General features: G+C 41.8%; 17 protein-coding genes. 5 read left to right on the forward strand and 12 right to left on the reverse strand.

Annotated elements, in window-relative coordinates:
• Window positions 1-96: 96 nt before the first annotated feature.
• The gene (locus GDA45_01950; GenBank protein MBC6413684.1) at window positions 97-576 is read right to left on the reverse strand and encodes a tetratricopeptide repeat protein; all 480 of its coding nucleotides are present in this window, start codon (window positions 574-576) and stop codon (window positions 97-99) included.
• A gap of 286 nt (window positions 577-862) precedes the next feature.
• Between GDA45_01950 and GDA45_01955 the strand changes: the two genes are divergently transcribed.
• Both GDA45_01955 and GDA45_01960 read left to right on the forward strand, forming a co-directional pair.
• Window positions 863-1,012, forward strand: a complete 150-nt coding sequence (locus GDA45_01955) for a hypothetical protein (GenBank protein ID MBC6413685.1) — start codon at window positions 863-865, stop codon at window positions 1,010-1,012.
• 377 nt (window positions 1,013-1,389) lie between these two features.
• Window positions 1,390-2,439 carry a hypothetical protein gene (locus tag GDA45_01960; protein ID MBC6413686.1) on the forward strand — a complete coding sequence of 350 codons (1,050 nt, stop codon included), beginning with the start codon at window positions 1,390-1,392 and terminating at the stop codon, window positions 2,437-2,439.
• A 269-nt stretch (window positions 2,440-2,708) separates the two neighbouring features.
• On the opposite strand, the gene GDA45_01965 is transcribed toward GDA45_01960, so the two are convergent.
• The 11 genes from GDA45_01965 to GDA45_02015 all read right to left on the reverse strand — a co-directional run bounded on the left by GDA45_01965 (window position 2,709) and on the right by GDA45_02015 (window position 11,519).
• Window positions 2,709-3,494 (reverse strand): hypothetical protein, encoded by a 786-nt coding sequence (locus GDA45_01965; protein MBC6413687.1) that lies wholly within the window; start codon window positions 3,492-3,494, stop codon window positions 2,709-2,711.
• Window positions 3,491-3,967 (reverse strand): YscO family type III secretion system apparatus protein, encoded by a 477-nt coding sequence (locus tag GDA45_01970; protein MBC6413688.1) that lies wholly within the window; start codon window positions 3,965-3,967, stop codon window positions 3,491-3,493. Before GDA45_01970 ends, GDA45_01965 begins: the two co-directional genes overlap by 4 nt.
• Window positions 3,967-5,298, reverse strand: a complete 1,332-nt coding sequence (gene sctN, locus GDA45_01975) for a type III secretion system ATPase SctN (protein MBC6413689.1) — start codon at window positions 5,296-5,298, stop codon at window positions 3,967-3,969. Before sctN ends, GDA45_01970 begins: the two co-directional genes overlap by 1 nt.
• A 14-nt stretch (window positions 5,299-5,312) precedes the next feature.
• On the reverse strand, window positions 5,313-7,712 hold the full coding sequence (locus GDA45_01980) for a SpoIIE family protein phosphatase (GenBank protein ID MBC6413690.1): 2,400 nt from the start codon (window positions 7,710-7,712) through the stop codon (window positions 5,313-5,315).
• Between the two features lie 86 nt (window positions 7,713-7,798).
• Window positions 7,799-8,230, reverse strand: a complete 432-nt coding sequence (locus GDA45_01985) for a type III secretion system chaperone (protein ID MBC6413691.1) — start codon at window positions 8,228-8,230, stop codon at window positions 7,799-7,801.
• Between the two features lie 27 nt (window positions 8,231-8,257).
• Entirely contained in the window at window positions 8,258-8,899 is a 642-nt protein-coding gene (locus GDA45_01990) for an HrpE/YscL family type III secretion apparatus protein (GenBank protein ID MBC6413692.1), read from the reverse strand.
• Window positions 8,896-9,558 (reverse strand): SctK family type III secretion system sorting platform protein, encoded by a 663-nt coding sequence (locus GDA45_01995; GenBank protein MBC6413693.1) that lies wholly within the window; start codon window positions 9,556-9,558, stop codon window positions 8,896-8,898. Before GDA45_01995 ends, GDA45_01990 begins: the two co-directional genes overlap by 4 nt.
• Window positions 9,555-10,376, reverse strand: coding sequence for a type III secretion inner membrane ring lipoprotein SctJ (gene sctJ, locus GDA45_02000; GenBank protein MBC6413694.1), 822 nt, complete (start codon window positions 10,374-10,376; stop codon window positions 9,555-9,557). Before sctJ ends, GDA45_01995 begins: the two co-directional genes overlap by 4 nt.
• A 72-nt stretch (window positions 10,377-10,448) precedes the next feature.
• Window positions 10,449-10,880 carry a hypothetical protein gene (locus GDA45_02005; protein MBC6413695.1) on the reverse strand — a complete coding sequence of 144 codons (432 nt, stop codon included), beginning with the start codon at window positions 10,878-10,880 and terminating at the stop codon, window positions 10,449-10,451.
• Window position 10,881: 1 nt separating this feature from the next.
• On the reverse strand, window positions 10,882-11,280 hold the full coding sequence (locus tag GDA45_02010) for a hypothetical protein (protein MBC6413696.1): 399 nt from the start codon (window positions 11,278-11,280) through the stop codon (window positions 10,882-10,884).
• 17 nt (window positions 11,281-11,297) lie between these two features.
• Window positions 11,298-11,519 carry a hypothetical protein gene (locus GDA45_02015; protein MBC6413697.1) on the reverse strand — a complete coding sequence of 74 codons (222 nt, stop codon included), beginning with the start codon at window positions 11,517-11,519 and terminating at the stop codon, window positions 11,298-11,300.
• A gap of 350 nt (window positions 11,520-11,869) precedes the next feature.
• On the opposite strand from GDA45_02015, the gene dnaA reads away from it, so the two are divergent.
• The 3 genes from dnaA to dprA all read left to right on the forward strand — a co-directional run bounded on the left by dnaA (window position 11,870) and on the right by dprA (window position 15,690).
• Window positions 11,870-13,147, forward strand: coding sequence for a chromosomal replication initiator protein DnaA (gene dnaA / locus GDA45_02020; protein MBC6413698.1), 1,278 nt, complete (start codon window positions 11,870-11,872; stop codon window positions 13,145-13,147).
• Window positions 13,148-13,344: 197 nt separating this feature from the next.
• Window positions 13,345-14,454 carry a DNA polymerase III subunit beta gene (gene dnaN / locus GDA45_02025; GenBank protein MBC6413699.1) on the forward strand — a complete coding sequence of 370 codons (1,110 nt, stop codon included), beginning with the start codon at window positions 13,345-13,347 and terminating at the stop codon, window positions 14,452-14,454.
• Window positions 14,455-14,574: 120 nt separating this feature from the next.
• On the forward strand, window positions 14,575-15,690 hold the full coding sequence (dprA, locus tag GDA45_02030; protein ID MBC6413700.1) for a DNA-protecting protein DprA: 1,116 nt from the start codon (window positions 14,575-14,577) through the stop codon (window positions 15,688-15,690).
• The last annotated feature ends 301 nt before the right edge of the window (window positions 15,691-15,991 follow it).

Here is a 15,991-nt window from a genome sequence, read left to right on the forward strand (position 1 = left end):
TGTTTTCCTCTCATATACAATACCTCCTTTTAGATATTTAATACTAGTTTATCCGGAAAACTCTCTTTCGATGTGGACCGATTTTCGGGGGAAAGGTCAGTAGTCGCCTAAATTTTTCTTACTAATGCCTCTGTTATTGTATGCAGCAGCATTGTTTGGGTCTAATGCTATTGCTTCATTAAAGTCATCAATTGCGCCTTGGTAGTCGCCTAATTTTCCCTTACTAACACCTCTGTTACTGTATGCAGCAGCATCGTTTGGGTCTAATGCTATCGCTTTAGTGTAATCGTCAATCGCCCCTTTGTAGTCGCCTAATTCGCCCTTGCTCACACCTCTCAAATAGTATGCAAAAGCATCGTTTGGGTCTAATTCTATTGCCCTAGTATAATCGTCAATTGCGCCTTTGTAGTCGCCTAATGCGTGCTTACTAATACCTCTTTCAATGTATGCAGAAGCATCAGCTGGGTCTAATGGATCGGCGACTACCGTTGTATATACGACTGCAGACTGACACAAAGCAATCGCTGACAATAAGAATATACTTGCTAGCCTCTTTCGTGATATATATTCGTGCATGGGTTAATACTCCTTTTAGAACCACATTATACATACACTAAAATCTTTTATTTACAACCATCCATTACCTCGTCAATCGCACATGCTACTATTGACTCACTGCAGTTGGCTACTACTTTCGCTTTGCTATCGCCATCGCAGTACGCCGTGCAAATAGCCGTGCAAATAGTAATGCCGCCGCTGATTTTGCGAATCTAGTTGAAATCGTATTGCCCAGTAATACCACCCAAATACTTACTGATAACGCCAGCGATTTCTAAGGAGACTATGACGCTTATTTACAACAATGCCATATCAGAATGGCTATCCTTATCCTCGCAGCCCTAAAATGAATGCTCTCAACGAGAGATTCCATCGTACTATCCGAGAGGCGTTTGTGGCTTATCGTAAAGATTTACTAATGGAAGATATATCTGTGTTGAACGATGTCATTTGAACATCTTGGTCGCTTCAACTTTAAGCGACCACATCAAGGTCTAGGTTTTCAAACCCCAGTATAACGCTTCGCTGCTTCATTCCCCTCATTCGTCGCAAATGTTGTGGCATCGTGCACATACTTGACAAGATAGAGTAATTTTCTATCATAATAATTATAGTCAATCGTCTGTCCAGACTGGTTTTGTCATTAAGCTAAACTGGGAATGCCTTATCTGACAGGAAGGCTACAGCTAAGTTTTGGAAGCGTTCTTTAACAGCGGCTCCTTGATTTGGAACTTGATTTAGAGAAAGATACAAATATATAATTCTGAAAAGTAAATAATTTTCAAAGTAAAGTACAAATCTGATAATTAAATACGCAAGCTATCTTACACTATGGCAAATAATGAGATAAATTCTAAAAAGTATATTTCCTTTTCAATCGCACGCGGCGACATAGACGAAGTATTTAGGATTATAAACACTTTTTTTATCGAGGCCTTACACTTAAAACGAATACCTGTAATAGGCAAATTCACGGTGCCACCCTCTCAGGGCACTAAACGCAGGTATTTCTGCTTTAGCGATTATATTGATTTATCAAAAGGCACTGTGCGCAAACAAGATAGCGTAGATCGTATCATTACAGATCACCAAAACTGGATTGCAGAAGAGGATCTGAAGCTAGAGACCTATCCGGCAGACAGAGTGTGTCAGATAAAGAATAATATTATTTCCAAAGAAATGAACGAAAAATACGATGTTATTATTAGAAAAGATCTAACAAAAAAATACGTTTATAATTACTACAGACAACAACCGTCTGATGTTTTCTTGGATTTTCCCTACTCAGAGAAAGTAAATAAGCTCACCGACATCGTGCTAGATGCCTTCGGAACAACCCGAAAAGAGGCCTGGGCGACGATCTGCCACTTTCTAGATAAAGTCGGCACGATGCGCTCGTGCTTTGATGAGGGCACAAGAGCACGGGGCAGTAGCATCAGTTTACAAAGGAGAGGACATTATGCATGCCTGCGTATGCCAAACGCTAAAGAGATGCGCAATGCACAGCATCCAGTTCAGCTATTTTCATCGGCCGAGTCGCAAATAAAAGAAGTGCTTAGCTATGCGATTAGTAAAAAGTCGCGAATATATATAGCATCCGATATACCAAACCCGCACTATTTTGATTTCTTAAAGAAAGATTATGAGGTCTATCGTTATCACGATTTTCCACAATTAAAACAACTGATCTCCGACAACGATGGCAACAGCACTGACAGTGTAATGCTCTATTTGGTTGAAAAAAATATTATGAAGTATGCAACCGTTAAAATTTTGCCACCAAACCATGGTTCTACAATTTCCCACTTAAACGAAGTTTACAATATCTCCATACTAAAAAATCCACTGCTGGGAACCACGAAATCCAGCGCCGAAAACTAAGACTTTTTGCCTAAGCAACAAACAAAAATGGAAACGGCTATTGGTATAGTGTCACAAACAGGTATATAGATCAGGTATATTTAGATTAGGCTTATCTATGGCGTTAGAAAGTTTAGCTCTTTAAAGAAATTTCTCTATCGCCTCGAACTCTAACGAGTAAGTGTTCGTCACAGAATTTAGCTGTTTTCAGAGGAACTCTACTGCCCGGAATCTCGACAAGGACAGGCTGCATGCCAATTGCAACCACTTGGCATACACATGATACGATGCTATTTATTCTCGTCGTCTTGGGAAGGATATACATATTGTTGACGAGACCGTCCTTCTCCTTGCCCACCGCGCGTCTGTCGACTATCTTGTACCGATACCTGAACATTCTCGCTAGTCAATCGCTCGCCTAACAATTTTTGTATATCAGACTGCTTTTGTTGTATCAGCATTTGGCTATCTTGGGAGGAAGTTATAAACTCAACTTGAAGGCGGCCGGCGTGCCGGTAGATACGCACTTCGGTATTAGGTAATACCGATTCTTTTAGCTGTATACGAATTTCTTGCCCGCCGGCAGGATTGTTGTCCGGAGTAGAGACCAGTATACGATTGGCAATTTCACTAGCAACATTATTGATATCCGCAGGCGGTGGCTGTGTGTTTTGTACTGTAGGCGCAATATCTTGTTGTAACGGCTGGCTTTTGGCAACTATCGCGGCGATATCAAATGTGTCCAGGCTTTGCGGTAAATCATCTTTGCCCGCGGCTGCGGATGACTTAGATTTATCCGACTGCCTATTTGCTGTCGGATGCTGTTCGGTATCTTTATTTTTTGTCGCTTTGCTGACCTGTTTTAACTGCTCAGCGGCGGTTTTATCAGAAGATTTTTTCGTGTGTGGTTTAGATTTAGAATGTTTGCTTAATACTGGCTGTTCTTTTTTCCCTTTTTTATGCAACAAAGATGAGAATTCTTGTGATGCCTCTTGCGATACGGTGCTGGCATCAGGTTGCTTAGATGAAGCCTGGGTAGTTTTTTTATCGCTAGTCGGGGGAATGCCTTTAATCATGGTCGGTGCACAGTATGCAGGTTGAATTCTTCCGCTTCCAATTCTTCGCGTCTTTCTTTCTCTTTATTCTCCGTAGTTGCAATGATGTTTTTATATTCCTCGTATTTTTGGGTTGTTTTATAAGCATCCATCCGCGCTTCTTTGGCTTCCGCGAGACGCTCATTCGCATCTGTCACTGCTGCTTCGGCCTGTTCTATCTCTTCTTTTAGTTTTTGCTGCTTTTCTTGGAATGATGTTATTTGATCCCTCATAGTGTTGAGATTATAAGCGTGAACTGTCTTATTCAAAACCTCTGCATACAGTCGCTGCTCCTCAGCTTTGCGCCACTCTATATAATGATCGTGCTTGATAACTTTACGCTCTAAATCCTTTCTACACTGCTCAAGTTGCAACTGTTTCTCGTTCATTGCTTGTATCGCGGCGTCCTCCCTTATTCGTTTTACGCGTAGCAATTCGTCTATTAACAATAGCACTATAGTGTATCTCCTACAACCTCTTCTAGTGCTTCCAGAACCTGCTGCAGAGTAAATACTTCGTCGGTTGCTTGCGTTAAGAAATCGTTGATATGATCGATTTTAGCTACCGCTTCATCAGCTACTTCGTCGGCTCCCTCTTTATATTCTCCTATCTTAATCAACAGCTCCACTTCCTTATATTTAGCAAGCAGCTCACGCATTCGTCCGGCCATTGCTATATGTCTCTTATCAGCGATGTCACTCATCACGCGACTAACACTCGCCAATACATCCACCGCAGGATAATGATTGGCACTCGCCAACTGGCGCGACAATATGATGTGCCCATCTAGTATCGAGCGGGTTTCATCGGCAACCGGTTCGGTCATATCATCACCTTCTACGAGCACTGTATACAGCGCAGTAATTGAACCTTTATCGGATTGGCCGGCGCGCTCCATTAGTTGTGGTAAAGTTGCAAAAACCGACGGTGGGAAACCGCGCCGGGTGGGTGGCTCACCAGCGGCTAAACCGATTTCGCGTTGCGCTCTGGCAAAACGAGTAACTGAATCCATCAAAAATAAAACCCGCTTGCCTTGATCTCTGAAATACTCGGCAATTGCAGTTGCCACATAGGCTGCCTTGACGCGCTCCATAGATGGACGGTCAGATGTTGAAACCACGACAACCGAATGTTTAAGATTCTCCGCACCAATGTCACGCTCTATAAATTCCCTCACTTCACGCCCGCGCTCACCAATTAGAGCAAGCACTGTTACATCAGCATCTGCGCTTCTAACAAGCATTGACAGAAGGGTACTTTTGCCACCGCCGGCGGCAGCGAAGATCCCCATTCTTTGTCCTTCTCCGCAGGTTAATAATCCATCTAGCACCTTTAATCCCATCGGCAAAGGCTTATCGATGATTTTTCTTTTCATCGGCTCAGGTGGGTCGGCATAAACTGGATAAAAAGTAGAAGTCTCTAATGGGGGGCCGCCGTCAGAGGGGCGGCCGAGACCATCAAGCACCCGTCCTAAAACCGCCGCACCCACCGGCACCCGATGTGAATGTCCGCTTGGGTAGACTTGCGTGCTGTTGGAAACACCTAGCATATCACCCATCGGCGTCAACAACACTCGCCGGTCTTCAAAACCAATGACTTCAGCCATCAAAGAGCCTTTCTCACCAGGATTGCGCAATGTGCATAACTCGCCTATTTTGACACCCGGCACCACGGCGCGTATTAGGGTGCCAGTCACTTCCAATACGAAACCACGTACACCAAGCAATTCGGTGTGCTTGATAGTATCCTCAAGTGCTTCGGTTATATAATTAAAGCCGGTATTAATATCGTCCCTCTCTATTAGTTATGCAATTTCTTTTCAACCATTAAAACATTATGCCCCACAGAGTGTGTATAAGCAATATGATCTATTATTTGTTGTGCTATATATATACCACGCCCACCCTCCTGCTGCTGATGCCCATCTTCGTGCATATCAAGCACCCACGGTTTTGAAGGATCAAAAGCGTTACCTCTATATTCCAGCACCATAAATGCGCTATCGCCTTGCTTGGCGATATGTAATTTAATCTCCGTAGCCTGCTCCGAGACTTCGTTGTGACGAATGATATTGGATACAAACTCATCTGCGACTACACATAAATCGGCGGCTATTGGCTCTTTAATACGGTAATCCTGGCAAAATGAATCTATTAATTTCATGACCTTCCCGATTGCCTCAATATCATAACCGATGGCGATTTGGTGTTGAAAAGTTAGATTGCGCCACTCGCTAATGTCAATGCTCGTATCGTCCAGCGAGCGATTAGCAGTAATGCGCTGTCTCTCCTCACTTTCCTCTTTTAGCATCGCGCATAGTAAAGTCATATCGTCAAACTTTGTTTGGCCACGTGCAAATCGACTAACACCGGATAGAACATTCTGCACACACCCCATAGCCGACTGTGCTGTAGCCATCTCTTTATACCGGCTTAAACAGTCAAATAGCCGTTGCTCTCCGAATTCCTCCGCATTTATATTATGGGCTTCGGTGATGCCATCGCTGTACAACAGTAGTATGTCGCCACGCTTAAACTTAACTTTGTGGGTCTTATAACGGGCGTTCTCGAGCACTGCCAGTGCTACACCGTGCTGTTGATCTAACCACTGTACGCCGCTATCTTTCCCGACCATCAGCGGTGGATTGTGTCCTGCATTTGCGTAAACCAATTCACCTTGAGATAGATTGATAAGCCCATAGAATAAAGTTATAAAAGCATTTTGCTCAGTGTCCTCCTGCATCAGGAGCTGATTGATTTTTTCAAGACAGACATCAGGTTGCGGTGTATTTGCACTTTGTGCTTTGAACAAACTAAGACAAACTGACATCATAATTGCCGCCGGCATACCTTTGCCAGACACATCGCCGACAACCAACGCAAGGCGGTCTTGGTCTATTTTAGAAAAGTAATAAAAGTCGCCGCCAACCTCCTTAGCCGGCATAATACATGCATGGATATCTATATCGCTGAATTGTGCTTGTCCTCTACGGTATGGTAAAAGCGACATTTGTACATCGCGCGAGATATTCATCTCGCTATTGATCCTCTCATTTTTTGCCGTAACCCGCTTGAGATCGGAAAAATACTTCTTTAATCGTTTAACTGTTTGATTTAGATTGTGCGACAGACCATTGAGTTCTAAGCAAGAATCAGTCTCTGGGAATCTGACATTCAAATCACCCGTAGCTAAAGCCTCTACTTTCCTGCCAAATGCGGAAATCGGCTTGACTATGGACTTTGAAATCACAAGTATCAATAGCAATAAACCTAAGAAGGCAATTAATACGATAATCACCTCTACTAGCTTCGCCTTATAGAGATATACCAGAGCCTCTTCGGTAGGCAATAGCACAGTGAATTGCATATCGGGACCTAGATGGGATGATAATTGCGAGATAAATACCTGCCCTTCTCCGTCCAACGGATCCTCTATATAAGTAATATCCGGGGGCGATGGTGGCTGCCGGTTCATATTGTCTACCGGCTTTGGAATATTGATTTTATGCGACATATCAAGTAGCGATAATGCTGGTTTATCTGGGGATTTTGCATCTAATAATAATGTTTGGCGGGTACCGTTATCTTCTAGTACGGTCAATAGTATCTTGGCCTGTTCGATTGCTTGAGTAGTGAGGGAGTTTTTAACTAGATTGTACAGCGAAACGCGCACTGCGACGATGCCATTGCTGTCGGTTAATGGAGTTTGAAAAGAAGTTATATAGCTGGTTTGCCAACTGTTTGCCTCTGACCTAATATGACCCCAGGTGCTTCGGTGTTGAGTCTGTTGAAGGTAATGTCGGTAATTGGGGTCATCGCTATCGTCAAAGCGGCGCATTCGTAAATTGGATGGCAGATTACCTTTTATACTACCTTCTATCACCCAGGGTTTGCGCACGATAAAAATACCATATTCTTCACCAGCAACTAAAAGGCTATCCAGTAATTCAAGAATAGTCGGCGCATTGATAGATTCTTCGCTGCGCAGGTAGGCAGTCAGCACATTAGCTAATTCCTCTATCTCCTTTACTTGGATGCTTAAGCGACCATCGGCTTGACGCGCAATACTGTTAAGATAATTATAGGTAAGTATCTTAAGTTGATCGCCAACATAAAAAAAGTTGATGATTAGCAATCCAATTACGAACAAGATAACCGGCACACCCAAACCGCGAAGTATTTTAGAATACAGTGTTTTCATAGTCTTTGACGCAGGCAAATAAATCCAAGCCTATATCTTTAGATATACAAGACATGCTACACCCGACATGCAGCTCTTGCTAATCGCTATGGGGAAATAATCATAGTGTCAGGAGAATATCGTTTGACATTCTTGGCAGCGATGAAATATCGGTATTCTTCTAAGGCATTGCTGTAATTTTCAAGTATCTCAAAAAAAGCACCAAGGTTTATAGTATCCATATCAAACCTCTCAAACAAAACCAGATTACCATCTTCGGACAAACCCAAAGCACAGCTCTGAGATTTAATTCTGGTTAACGCATGATGCATGAGATCTTTCAAAACGACTGGTAAATCATTTGCCTGTTCTGGCAATGTAGTCAGGTTAGAATACAAATATCCTTTGCCCAGCCTTTCAAAACATTTGATTTCCATATCGTCAATGCTCAAACTGTAAATACCTCGATCATCCGCAGTCGGCAGCTCAAAGTGGTGTTGTTTGGAAAATTCGCTTAACAACAAACTGAGTTTAACCACGGTGCACCAATCCTTTCAAAATTTGCATTATTCGGATGTTTCCGATTCAGAATCAGAATCGAAATTCTTTAGTAACGCATTGTGTAAGGCTTGTAATTGCAGGTCTACACTAGTGTCCACTGAACCCATCTCAGTTTCCACTTTGCAAGCTGCTTCCTCTAGGCGGGCATCTGCTACCACATCTATAAAACTTATATTTCTATAGTTTGTAGTAATCTCATTAATTTGGGCGCGGATTGCATCGGCGTGCTGCGGACAAACACGCAAAGTAATCTTGCTTTCGTTGCGTACTTTATCAAGGGCTTGCTCAACGATGCCTTTGGTAAGTTCAAGATCGTCAAAATTGCTTAAGATTTTTCGAGTTGCAGCCATCACAATGTCGACCACTTTGTTTTCTACCTCGGAGAAATAATTAACTGCTTCTATCGTTGCAGTCATCATTTTCTCGGACTGAACCGCTTTACCTTCCATACAACCATCTTGATAACCTCGCGCCTTCTCGTCTTTATACGCCGCTTCGGCAGAAGCTATTATTTTTTTTGCTTCCTCTTCGGCTTGCGTGATCAGCCGTTTAGCTTCGGATACAGTGGCGTATTCGTCGGCTTTTAATATTCGGCTATCTCCTTCAACCTTGAAGTTTGCGCCGTTAATAAGCCTGAAGTTGCTCACGACAGCTTGAACTCCTTAAATAAGCGTGGTAAGTGAGTGCTCATATAGTGATAGTCGTCCTTGCTGCCATTAGAAAGCGAGGCATCCCAGGTTTTAGGTAGCTTGAACAATATCCGCTGGATAAAACCTTTTGGCATACCATCTAATAAGCTTAGCAAACAATGCAAGCCGCTTTGATACACCTGCTGCCTAAAGTCACTATAATTGTATGTTTTGTTATTACGCGTTGTCATTTTATCACTGCGATGCAAGCGACGCATAACCATTCTGTTTTTAAGTGCGTATAAGTAATCTTCCTCACCTAAAGATTGCTTAATCGCCTGTTGTGCTTCTTTTTCAATCACATCGGCTATCGTATCCGATTCGATCATTAACCCTAGCGAGTACAGCAGAGCCTTTAAGTCGGCACTGCTCAGTAAAGCTATTCGCTTTTCGGGGGTTGAAAAATCGCTATAAACTTCTTTCTTAAGTTGATACCTTGTTAAAATAAAATCGGATAACTTACGCCGTGCTGCGCTGATTTTTTTAAGCTGCTTAAATAGCGCAACTGTCACATGTTCTTGTGGCCACCAGCTGTCATCCATTTCCGACACTGGGGAAAAGTTAAAATCTATAATGCGATGCAAGTTGTAGTTTGGTATAACAGCATCTGTTTTCATGCCGTTTTCTCCTCATTAGTAGCAACCGGCTCAGCGGCCACTTGTTGCTTATTAGCTTGATTTTGTCTGTCTATATATAAATAAATACTACCGGAAATTCCGGCGAAAACTAAACCTATTAACACTATGAGTAACATATAGAAATGACCCACTGATGCCGGGCTTATTTCCAAGCCTAATACCAAACGATATTCGGTTGGATAAAAATCAGTACGCGTTTCTTGTCTGGCCGGAAATAGAGAAACACTAACTTGGTCATATGAAAGACCTTCTATCGCATTTGCAACAATTGATTTCATTTGTGGGATGTATAAATCCAAGTCGTAATCGGAATTGTATTTGATAAAAACCGACGCCGATGCAGGATAAATCTGTTTATTCTGGTTGCTGGAATTAGAACTAGATTCTTCGGGTAACACGACATGCACGCGGGCGACCAAAACCCCATCTATCTGTGACAAAGTCTCGGATACTTCCTGGGATAAACCATAGATATAACGGGTGCGTTCCTCAAAGGGTGTAGAAACCAAACCTTCACCACTGAAAATATCTTTAATCGTTGTAAACCTCGTTTTGGGATAACCGTGATTGCTGAGTATTTGTATCGCGCGTGCAGTTTGGTTTTCGTCTATAAAGAGGTTGATGGTATTATCTTTGCCTGGTTGTTTTTCGCTATCTATACCGTGCTGAAGCAACAAGGCTAGCATCTCGTTACCCTCTTGTTCGGGCAAGGCTGTGTAGAGTTCTACTTTACAGCCATAAAGGGATAACAACAACAGTGCTATCGCCAGTAGCTTAGATGCTCTTCCAAACAACATCAGAAAGGTTATGCTTAGCCAGCAATGTGTTGAGAGTTTACGGCCACTCTCGCTACTGGGCGGACAGTGTTTTTATTGTTGCTTGAGCAAGGAGTCAATATCTTTAGATGCTTTACCAATGGTCGCAGATACTACGCTTTCTTCAGCACCCAGTTTGGTGACCCTTATGTTCAGTCTCACTTCTTCGGAGACACTCATTGGGTCTGAGTGTTGATTCAGTGCTTCCACCGCTGTTTTATCCTGCCCCATGCTCTCCAGCTTATCTAAGATTTGCTCGCCAGGAGATTTAACTGATTGACAGTCGTTTACTTTTTCAGTGGCATCCTTGGCCGAAACTCCTTGCACCTGTTGACTGTTTTGCTCTCCGCTAGCCATCTGTTCCTGAAACGCCTTTACATCTTCCGGATTGGCACCATCTTTTTGGGCAACTTGTTTCTCAGCTCGCTCTTGTATCTTGTCAATCAGATGCTGCTGCAAATGCAAATTATCAAGTCCCACAACCATGCTATTTGCCCTCTAGCTGTTCTAATAGTTTATTGGCTAAATCGATTGCGTCGGTATTGCTATCATTACTTTCCGCAACTAATGCTTTGAGTACTTGTTGGCTTTCCGAGGAGCGTTTAGCAATATACAAGCATAAGCCCAAAAAAGCCCGACAGACTGATGGCCCCGAACTACCTGATATGTTATTTTTCTTAAGAAAATTAACCGCCTCTTCGGGATCATCGTCGCAATTTAGATAGACCATAGCCTCTCCTATAATACTCGCTGGGCTCTGCGGACAAGCAATGCCTGTCGCTTTAAAAATAGCAAGTGCATAATCCTTAAAAGCCGGCCATCTGCAGGCAACCATGCCTAGCTGCGTGGCGTAAGCTAACGCTTCTCTTTTATATGTCAATGCCATAACTCTGCCAGCCTGTACTACATGCGCTGGGTTATATTATCAACCATCTTTTTAACCGAAGATACCAAAGCGGACAGTGTCTCTACATCCATAGAATACTTGCTGTATTCCATGTTTAATTTCATCATATCTGCAGTATTAGATGGATCTATGGTCTTTGTCATAGAGTCTATTTTTTTTTGCTCATCGCTAATGTGGGTACCAATACCTCTAGCAGCACTATCTATGTCTACAGCCATTTCTCACCTCCTTCTAAATACAGTGATTTGTCGTTAAATTACTGTCTTAGCTTAGCACAAATGCACAAATAAAACAAAAATATTTAGCGTGTTGCAAGCGCAACATAGTTTTGTGCGCTTTGGCGTCAGATAATCAGATGCTTGCCGGCTAGCAATCTGTCAGATAGACACAGTTCTAACACTTTCTCTCTATTTATTGGCTGTTTATTGTCGCTAATATGCTGGAGCCTTTTCAACAGCATCACTTTTCTAATTGGTGCATACAATAATTAGAATTATTTCTCTTTTAGGGTTATGTTATGTTAATATTAATCCCTACTTCACAACAACAATATAACAGGAAATTTCTTATGAAACTCTGGCAAGATTGTGTCAAAGAACTTGGGTATTTAATCTCAGAAGAAGATATTAATAGATGGATACGCCCGTTGTCTGCCAAAGTAGCAAACAACCAAATAAAACTTTTCGCTCCTAATAAAATTCTCTATGAAAAAGTAAGTGCACTATATTTAGAACAAATACGCCAAGTGCTTCTTTTACTCCAGAAAAACCTCAATGAAGAACCAGTAGAATTGTTACTGGAATCAAAAGAAAGGCCACAGAATCCAATAGTTAGCTATATAAATAAGGAACAGGTTTTTGATAACTTTATAGAAGGAAAATCCAATCGCCTGGCACGCGCTGCCGCCATGCAAGTGGCAACCCAACCTGGACTTTCTTATAATCCTTTTCTTATCTACAGTGGTGTTGGACTTGGCAAAACACATCTGCTACACGCCATCGGCAATGCCATACACAAAACCTTTCCCGAAAAGCGAGTACGCTACCTACACTCAGAAGAGTTCGTTTCGAACATGGTCGATGCTCTACGAAATGGCCGCATGGATAAGTTCACTCGTTATTACCGTGGGCTTGATGTTTTACTAATAGACGATGTGCAGTTCTTTGCCGGGAAAGAGCAAAGTCAGGAAGAATTTTTCCATACTTTCAATCACCTTTTCGGTAGCCAAAGCCAAATTGTAATGACCTGCGATCGTTATCCGAAAGAAATTGATCGTCTGGAAGACAGACTCAAATCGCGCTTTAGTTCTGGGTTAACACACATAATAGAGTATCCTGAATTAGAAACTCGCGCGGCTATTATTATGAGCAAGTCAAAGCAATATGGTCTGGATATCTCTAGCGAGATTTCTTTCTTTATCGCCGAAAAACTTAAATCCAATATTAGAGAGTTAGAAGGCGCTCTGCGACGGGTGGAGGCATCGGTTAAAATAACCAAACAGCCGTTAACCATACTTTATATTGAAGAGATATTAAAAGACCTGATTATTGCTAATAACCGCCAAGTATCTATAGAAAATATCCAAAAAGCGACTGCAGAGTATTACAATATTCAGCTGAGCGATTTACTCTCCTCCCGCCGTAGCAGATCCGTTGCTAGACCAAGACAAATGGCAATGTTCCTGTCAAAAGAACTCACGCATCGTAGCCTCCCTGAAATTGGTAAAGCCTTTGGTGGGCGCGATCACACAACTGTGTTGCACGCCTGTAGAACGATAAAAAAACTAAAGGAACACGATGCGAATATAATGCATGCATATAAAGCTTTGGTAAGAATCCTAAACTAGTGAAAATATCTTAGAATAACCTCTGGATAACTGTAGGATAAAAAAACCGTTTTATAATATTCACATTTTGAAATACAGATATTCACAGGAATGAAATATATTTTTTGCTTTGTTTGTAAAGAAAACAACTAAATATCAACAGAAAAGAGGTTTAACAACAACTATAAAGTAACATTATCATTAATATAATAGTAGTTATGCATATAAGACTAAAAAACAAAATCCTTCTGGAAATTTTATCATCCATTAAAGGCGTTGTTCCTTCAAGACCAGCCTTTCCAATTCAGAGCATGGTTTTACTTGTTCCTGAAGAGGGAGGTTGCTATTTTTACACACAAGGACCTGAAGCCCAGATGCGTTATTTTTCGCCTGATATCAAAATAGAGAAACCTGAGAAAAAACTTACATCTGTTTCTAGGGTTTTTGAAATATCAAGGAATTTTCCAGAAGATAGTGAGATTTCGCTTAAATTTAGCGGTGATTCTTTGCAAGTTTCATGCGAAGGAGGACAATACAAACTAAAGAGTCTTCCCTCAGATGATTTTCCATTAATGAATGAACCTGAGAAAAAAAACATTGTCAAATTACCAGAAAAAGAGATAAAGAATTTGTTAGAGAAGACCGACTTTTGTATAGCATTGCAGGACCCAAGGCACTACTTAAATGGGTTATTACTTTCGCTGAATGATAAAAAGTTATCTGCAGTTTCAACGGATAGTCACCGTCTTGCATTGAGTTCTGTTGCGACATCAAACACTGGAAAAGCAGAAGGTATATTACCACGCGACATAGTTGCAGAAGCGAAGAGAATATTATCCGACACCGAACAGACGGCAGAGATAGGAATAACACCCCAAAACATTTCTATTTCTTTGCAGAACATCCAGATTTTAGCGAAAGCACTAAATGGGCAATTTCCTGAGTATGAAAAGATAATACCAAGGGATTTTTCTATAGATATTACTCTAAATAGAGAGGAGTTCTTACGCTCACTACAACGAGCCTCAGCAATACTGGCATCCTCGTTTTCAGAGGAGGTCATGTATGTAAGCCTTATTTTTTCGAACAAAGAACTATTGGTTAAAAGCAGAAACCCGGATGGTGAAGAAGCAGAAGTCAAACAAAAAACACAGTATGAAGGTAAGGAATTTGAAATAGCCTTTAACTCTCGCTATTTACAAGATGTTATGAAAGCGCTGGATACAGAGAAAGTTAGTTTGCAAATTCGTGACTCAAGTAGCGGTGTAAGAATTATAGGCTATGGTTCTACGACTGAAGAATATGTGGTCATGCCGCTTCGTCTGTAGAAGCAACAATGTAAACACAACTATTTGTTTCACGGGAAACACCAACCGGCACCAGCCAATCATCCAAGAGCATGTTTCCCGTGAAACACTCATTTACAAGCCTTAATATCTAAAAAAACCATGAAGACGGATATAAAAGCATGGCTTATTGTTAGCCAAGCCCCCGGGCTGGGCACCCTGAAATTCCATACCTTGTTGAAACAGATAGGTACCCCGGAGCAAATTATTGAGTCATCCGAAAGTAAATTATTAAAGGCCGGATTAGAAAAAAAAACGGTTGATTTTATAAAAAATCCTCCAGACGAGAAAATAACTCAAAATTTAGTGTGGGCAAGCGCACCAAATCATGAAATACGAACGCTGTTTTGCCGACAATATCCCGAACAGCTTAAACAAATAAAGGATGCTCCACCACTACTTTATATAAAGGGTAATGAAAAACTTCTCAAGGAACCACAGATAGCAGTCGTCGGTTGTCGACAGCCAACGCCGGGTGGGCGAGCAAATGCAAAAAAAATCGCAAGCAGTCTGGCCAAAGCGGGTATTATGGTGACGAGCGGGATGGCCGCCGGTATAGATGCTGTCGCCCACGAATCAGCAATGCAGTATGGACCTACCGCAGCTGTGGTTGCAACGGGACCGGACAAGATATACCCAGCCAAAAATAAACCATTAGCTGAACGCATTGCAAATCAGGGAGTATTAATCTCCGAGTTTGCTGTTGGAACAGCACCGGTTCGATCTAATTTTCCCCGCCGCAATCGCATCATTAGCGCATTATCCTTCGGTGTCGTTGTTATAGAAGCAACATTACGAAGTGGCGCGCTTATAACAGCACGCATAGCTGTCGAACAAGGAAAAGATGTGTTTGCAGTGCCTGGATCTATCCAAAACCCTAAAGCCCAAGGGTGCCATCATTTAATTAAGCAGGGAGCTAAGTTAGTCGAAAAGGTGGAAGATATTTTATTTGAATTGCAATCTCAGCTTGAGTGGCACCTAAAAGAAAAAGATACTACGGAGACTATGAACAAAAAAGGCTATGCAACCGACAAGCAAGTAGAGTTAAAAGGCTTACATAAAAATATTCTAGAAGCTATGGGTTATGATCCTGTGGATGTAGACACAGTGGTTGCGCGCTGCGGCTTGCCAGTGCACACAGTTTCCGCAGCGATGCTCACACTAGAAATGGAAAATTATGTTGATTCTGATAACGGGGTTTATACTCGGTTACGCTAGCTTTTAGTACTACTTTGGCAAATTGTCGACAACCGTTAAAGTTTAATGCTACTTAGTAAGATCTACACCGAAACTGAACGCACTAGTCTATCAATCGCCTTGTGTGGTTTCGTAGAAAAGAGCATGAAAACTCTCTTTGAAAATGGACCTAAAAAAGGAGGTCAGGAGCATGCAGACTCTTATAATAGATGGTCATCAAAATAGCGGAGGTGCGAACCAATGGCGACTGCTTGTCCTATCCATGCAAACGGTCAATTAGTTGTTATACAACGAATAAATAATTCAGAATTAAAATGACTGG

The sequence above is a fragment of the Chromatiales bacterium genome (assembly GCA_014323925.1).
Lineage (GTDB): Bacteria > Pseudomonadota > Gammaproteobacteria > Poriferisulfidales > Oxydemutatoraceae > SP5GCR1.

Bases quoted from the DNA above. Each gene is read 5' to 3' on its own strand.
- GDA45_01950 (MBC6413684.1), bottom strand. From the start codon at position 576: ATGCACGAATATATATCACGAAAGAGGCTAGCAAGTATATTCTTATTG.
- GDA45_01980 (MBC6413690.1), bottom strand. From the start codon at position 7,712: ATGAAAACACTGTATTCTAAAATACTTCGCGGTTTGGGTGTGCCGGTT.
- GDA45_02005 (MBC6413695.1), bottom strand. From the start codon at position 10,880: ATGGTTGTGGGACTTGATAATTTGCATTTGCAGCAGCATCTGATTGAC.
- GDA45_02010 (MBC6413696.1), bottom strand. From the start codon at position 11,280: ATGGCATTGACATATAAAAGAGAAGCGTTAGCTTACGCCACGCAGCTA.
- GDA45_01960 (MBC6413686.1), top strand. From the start codon at position 1,390: ATGGCAAATAATGAGATAAATTCTAAAAAGTATATTTCCTTTTCAATC.
- GDA45_02015 (MBC6413697.1), bottom strand. From the start codon at position 11,519: ATGGCTGTAGACATAGATAGTGCTGCTAGAGGTATTGGTACCCACATT.
- GDA45_01955 (MBC6413685.1), top strand. From the start codon at position 863: ATGCCATATCAGAATGGCTATCCTTATCCTCGCAGCCCTAAAATGAAT.
- GDA45_01965 (MBC6413687.1), bottom strand. From the start codon at position 3,494: ATGATTAAAGGCATTCCCCCGACTAGCGATAAAAAAACTACCCAGGCT.
- sctJ (MBC6413694.1), bottom strand. From the start codon at position 10,376: ATGTTGTTTGGAAGAGCATCTAAGCTACTGGCGATAGCACTGTTGTTG.
- dnaN (MBC6413699.1), top strand. From the start codon at position 13,345: ATGCATATAAGACTAAAAAACAAAATCCTTCTGGAAATTTTATCATCC.
- GDA45_01995 (MBC6413693.1), bottom strand. From the start codon at position 9,558: ATGAAAACAGATGCTGTTATACCAAACTACAACTTGCATCGCATTATA.
- dprA (MBC6413700.1), top strand. From the start codon at position 14,575: ATGAAGACGGATATAAAAGCATGGCTTATTGTTAGCCAAGCCCCCGGG.
- dnaA (MBC6413698.1), top strand. From the start codon at position 11,870: ATGAAACTCTGGCAAGATTGTGTCAAAGAACTTGGGTATTTAATCTCA.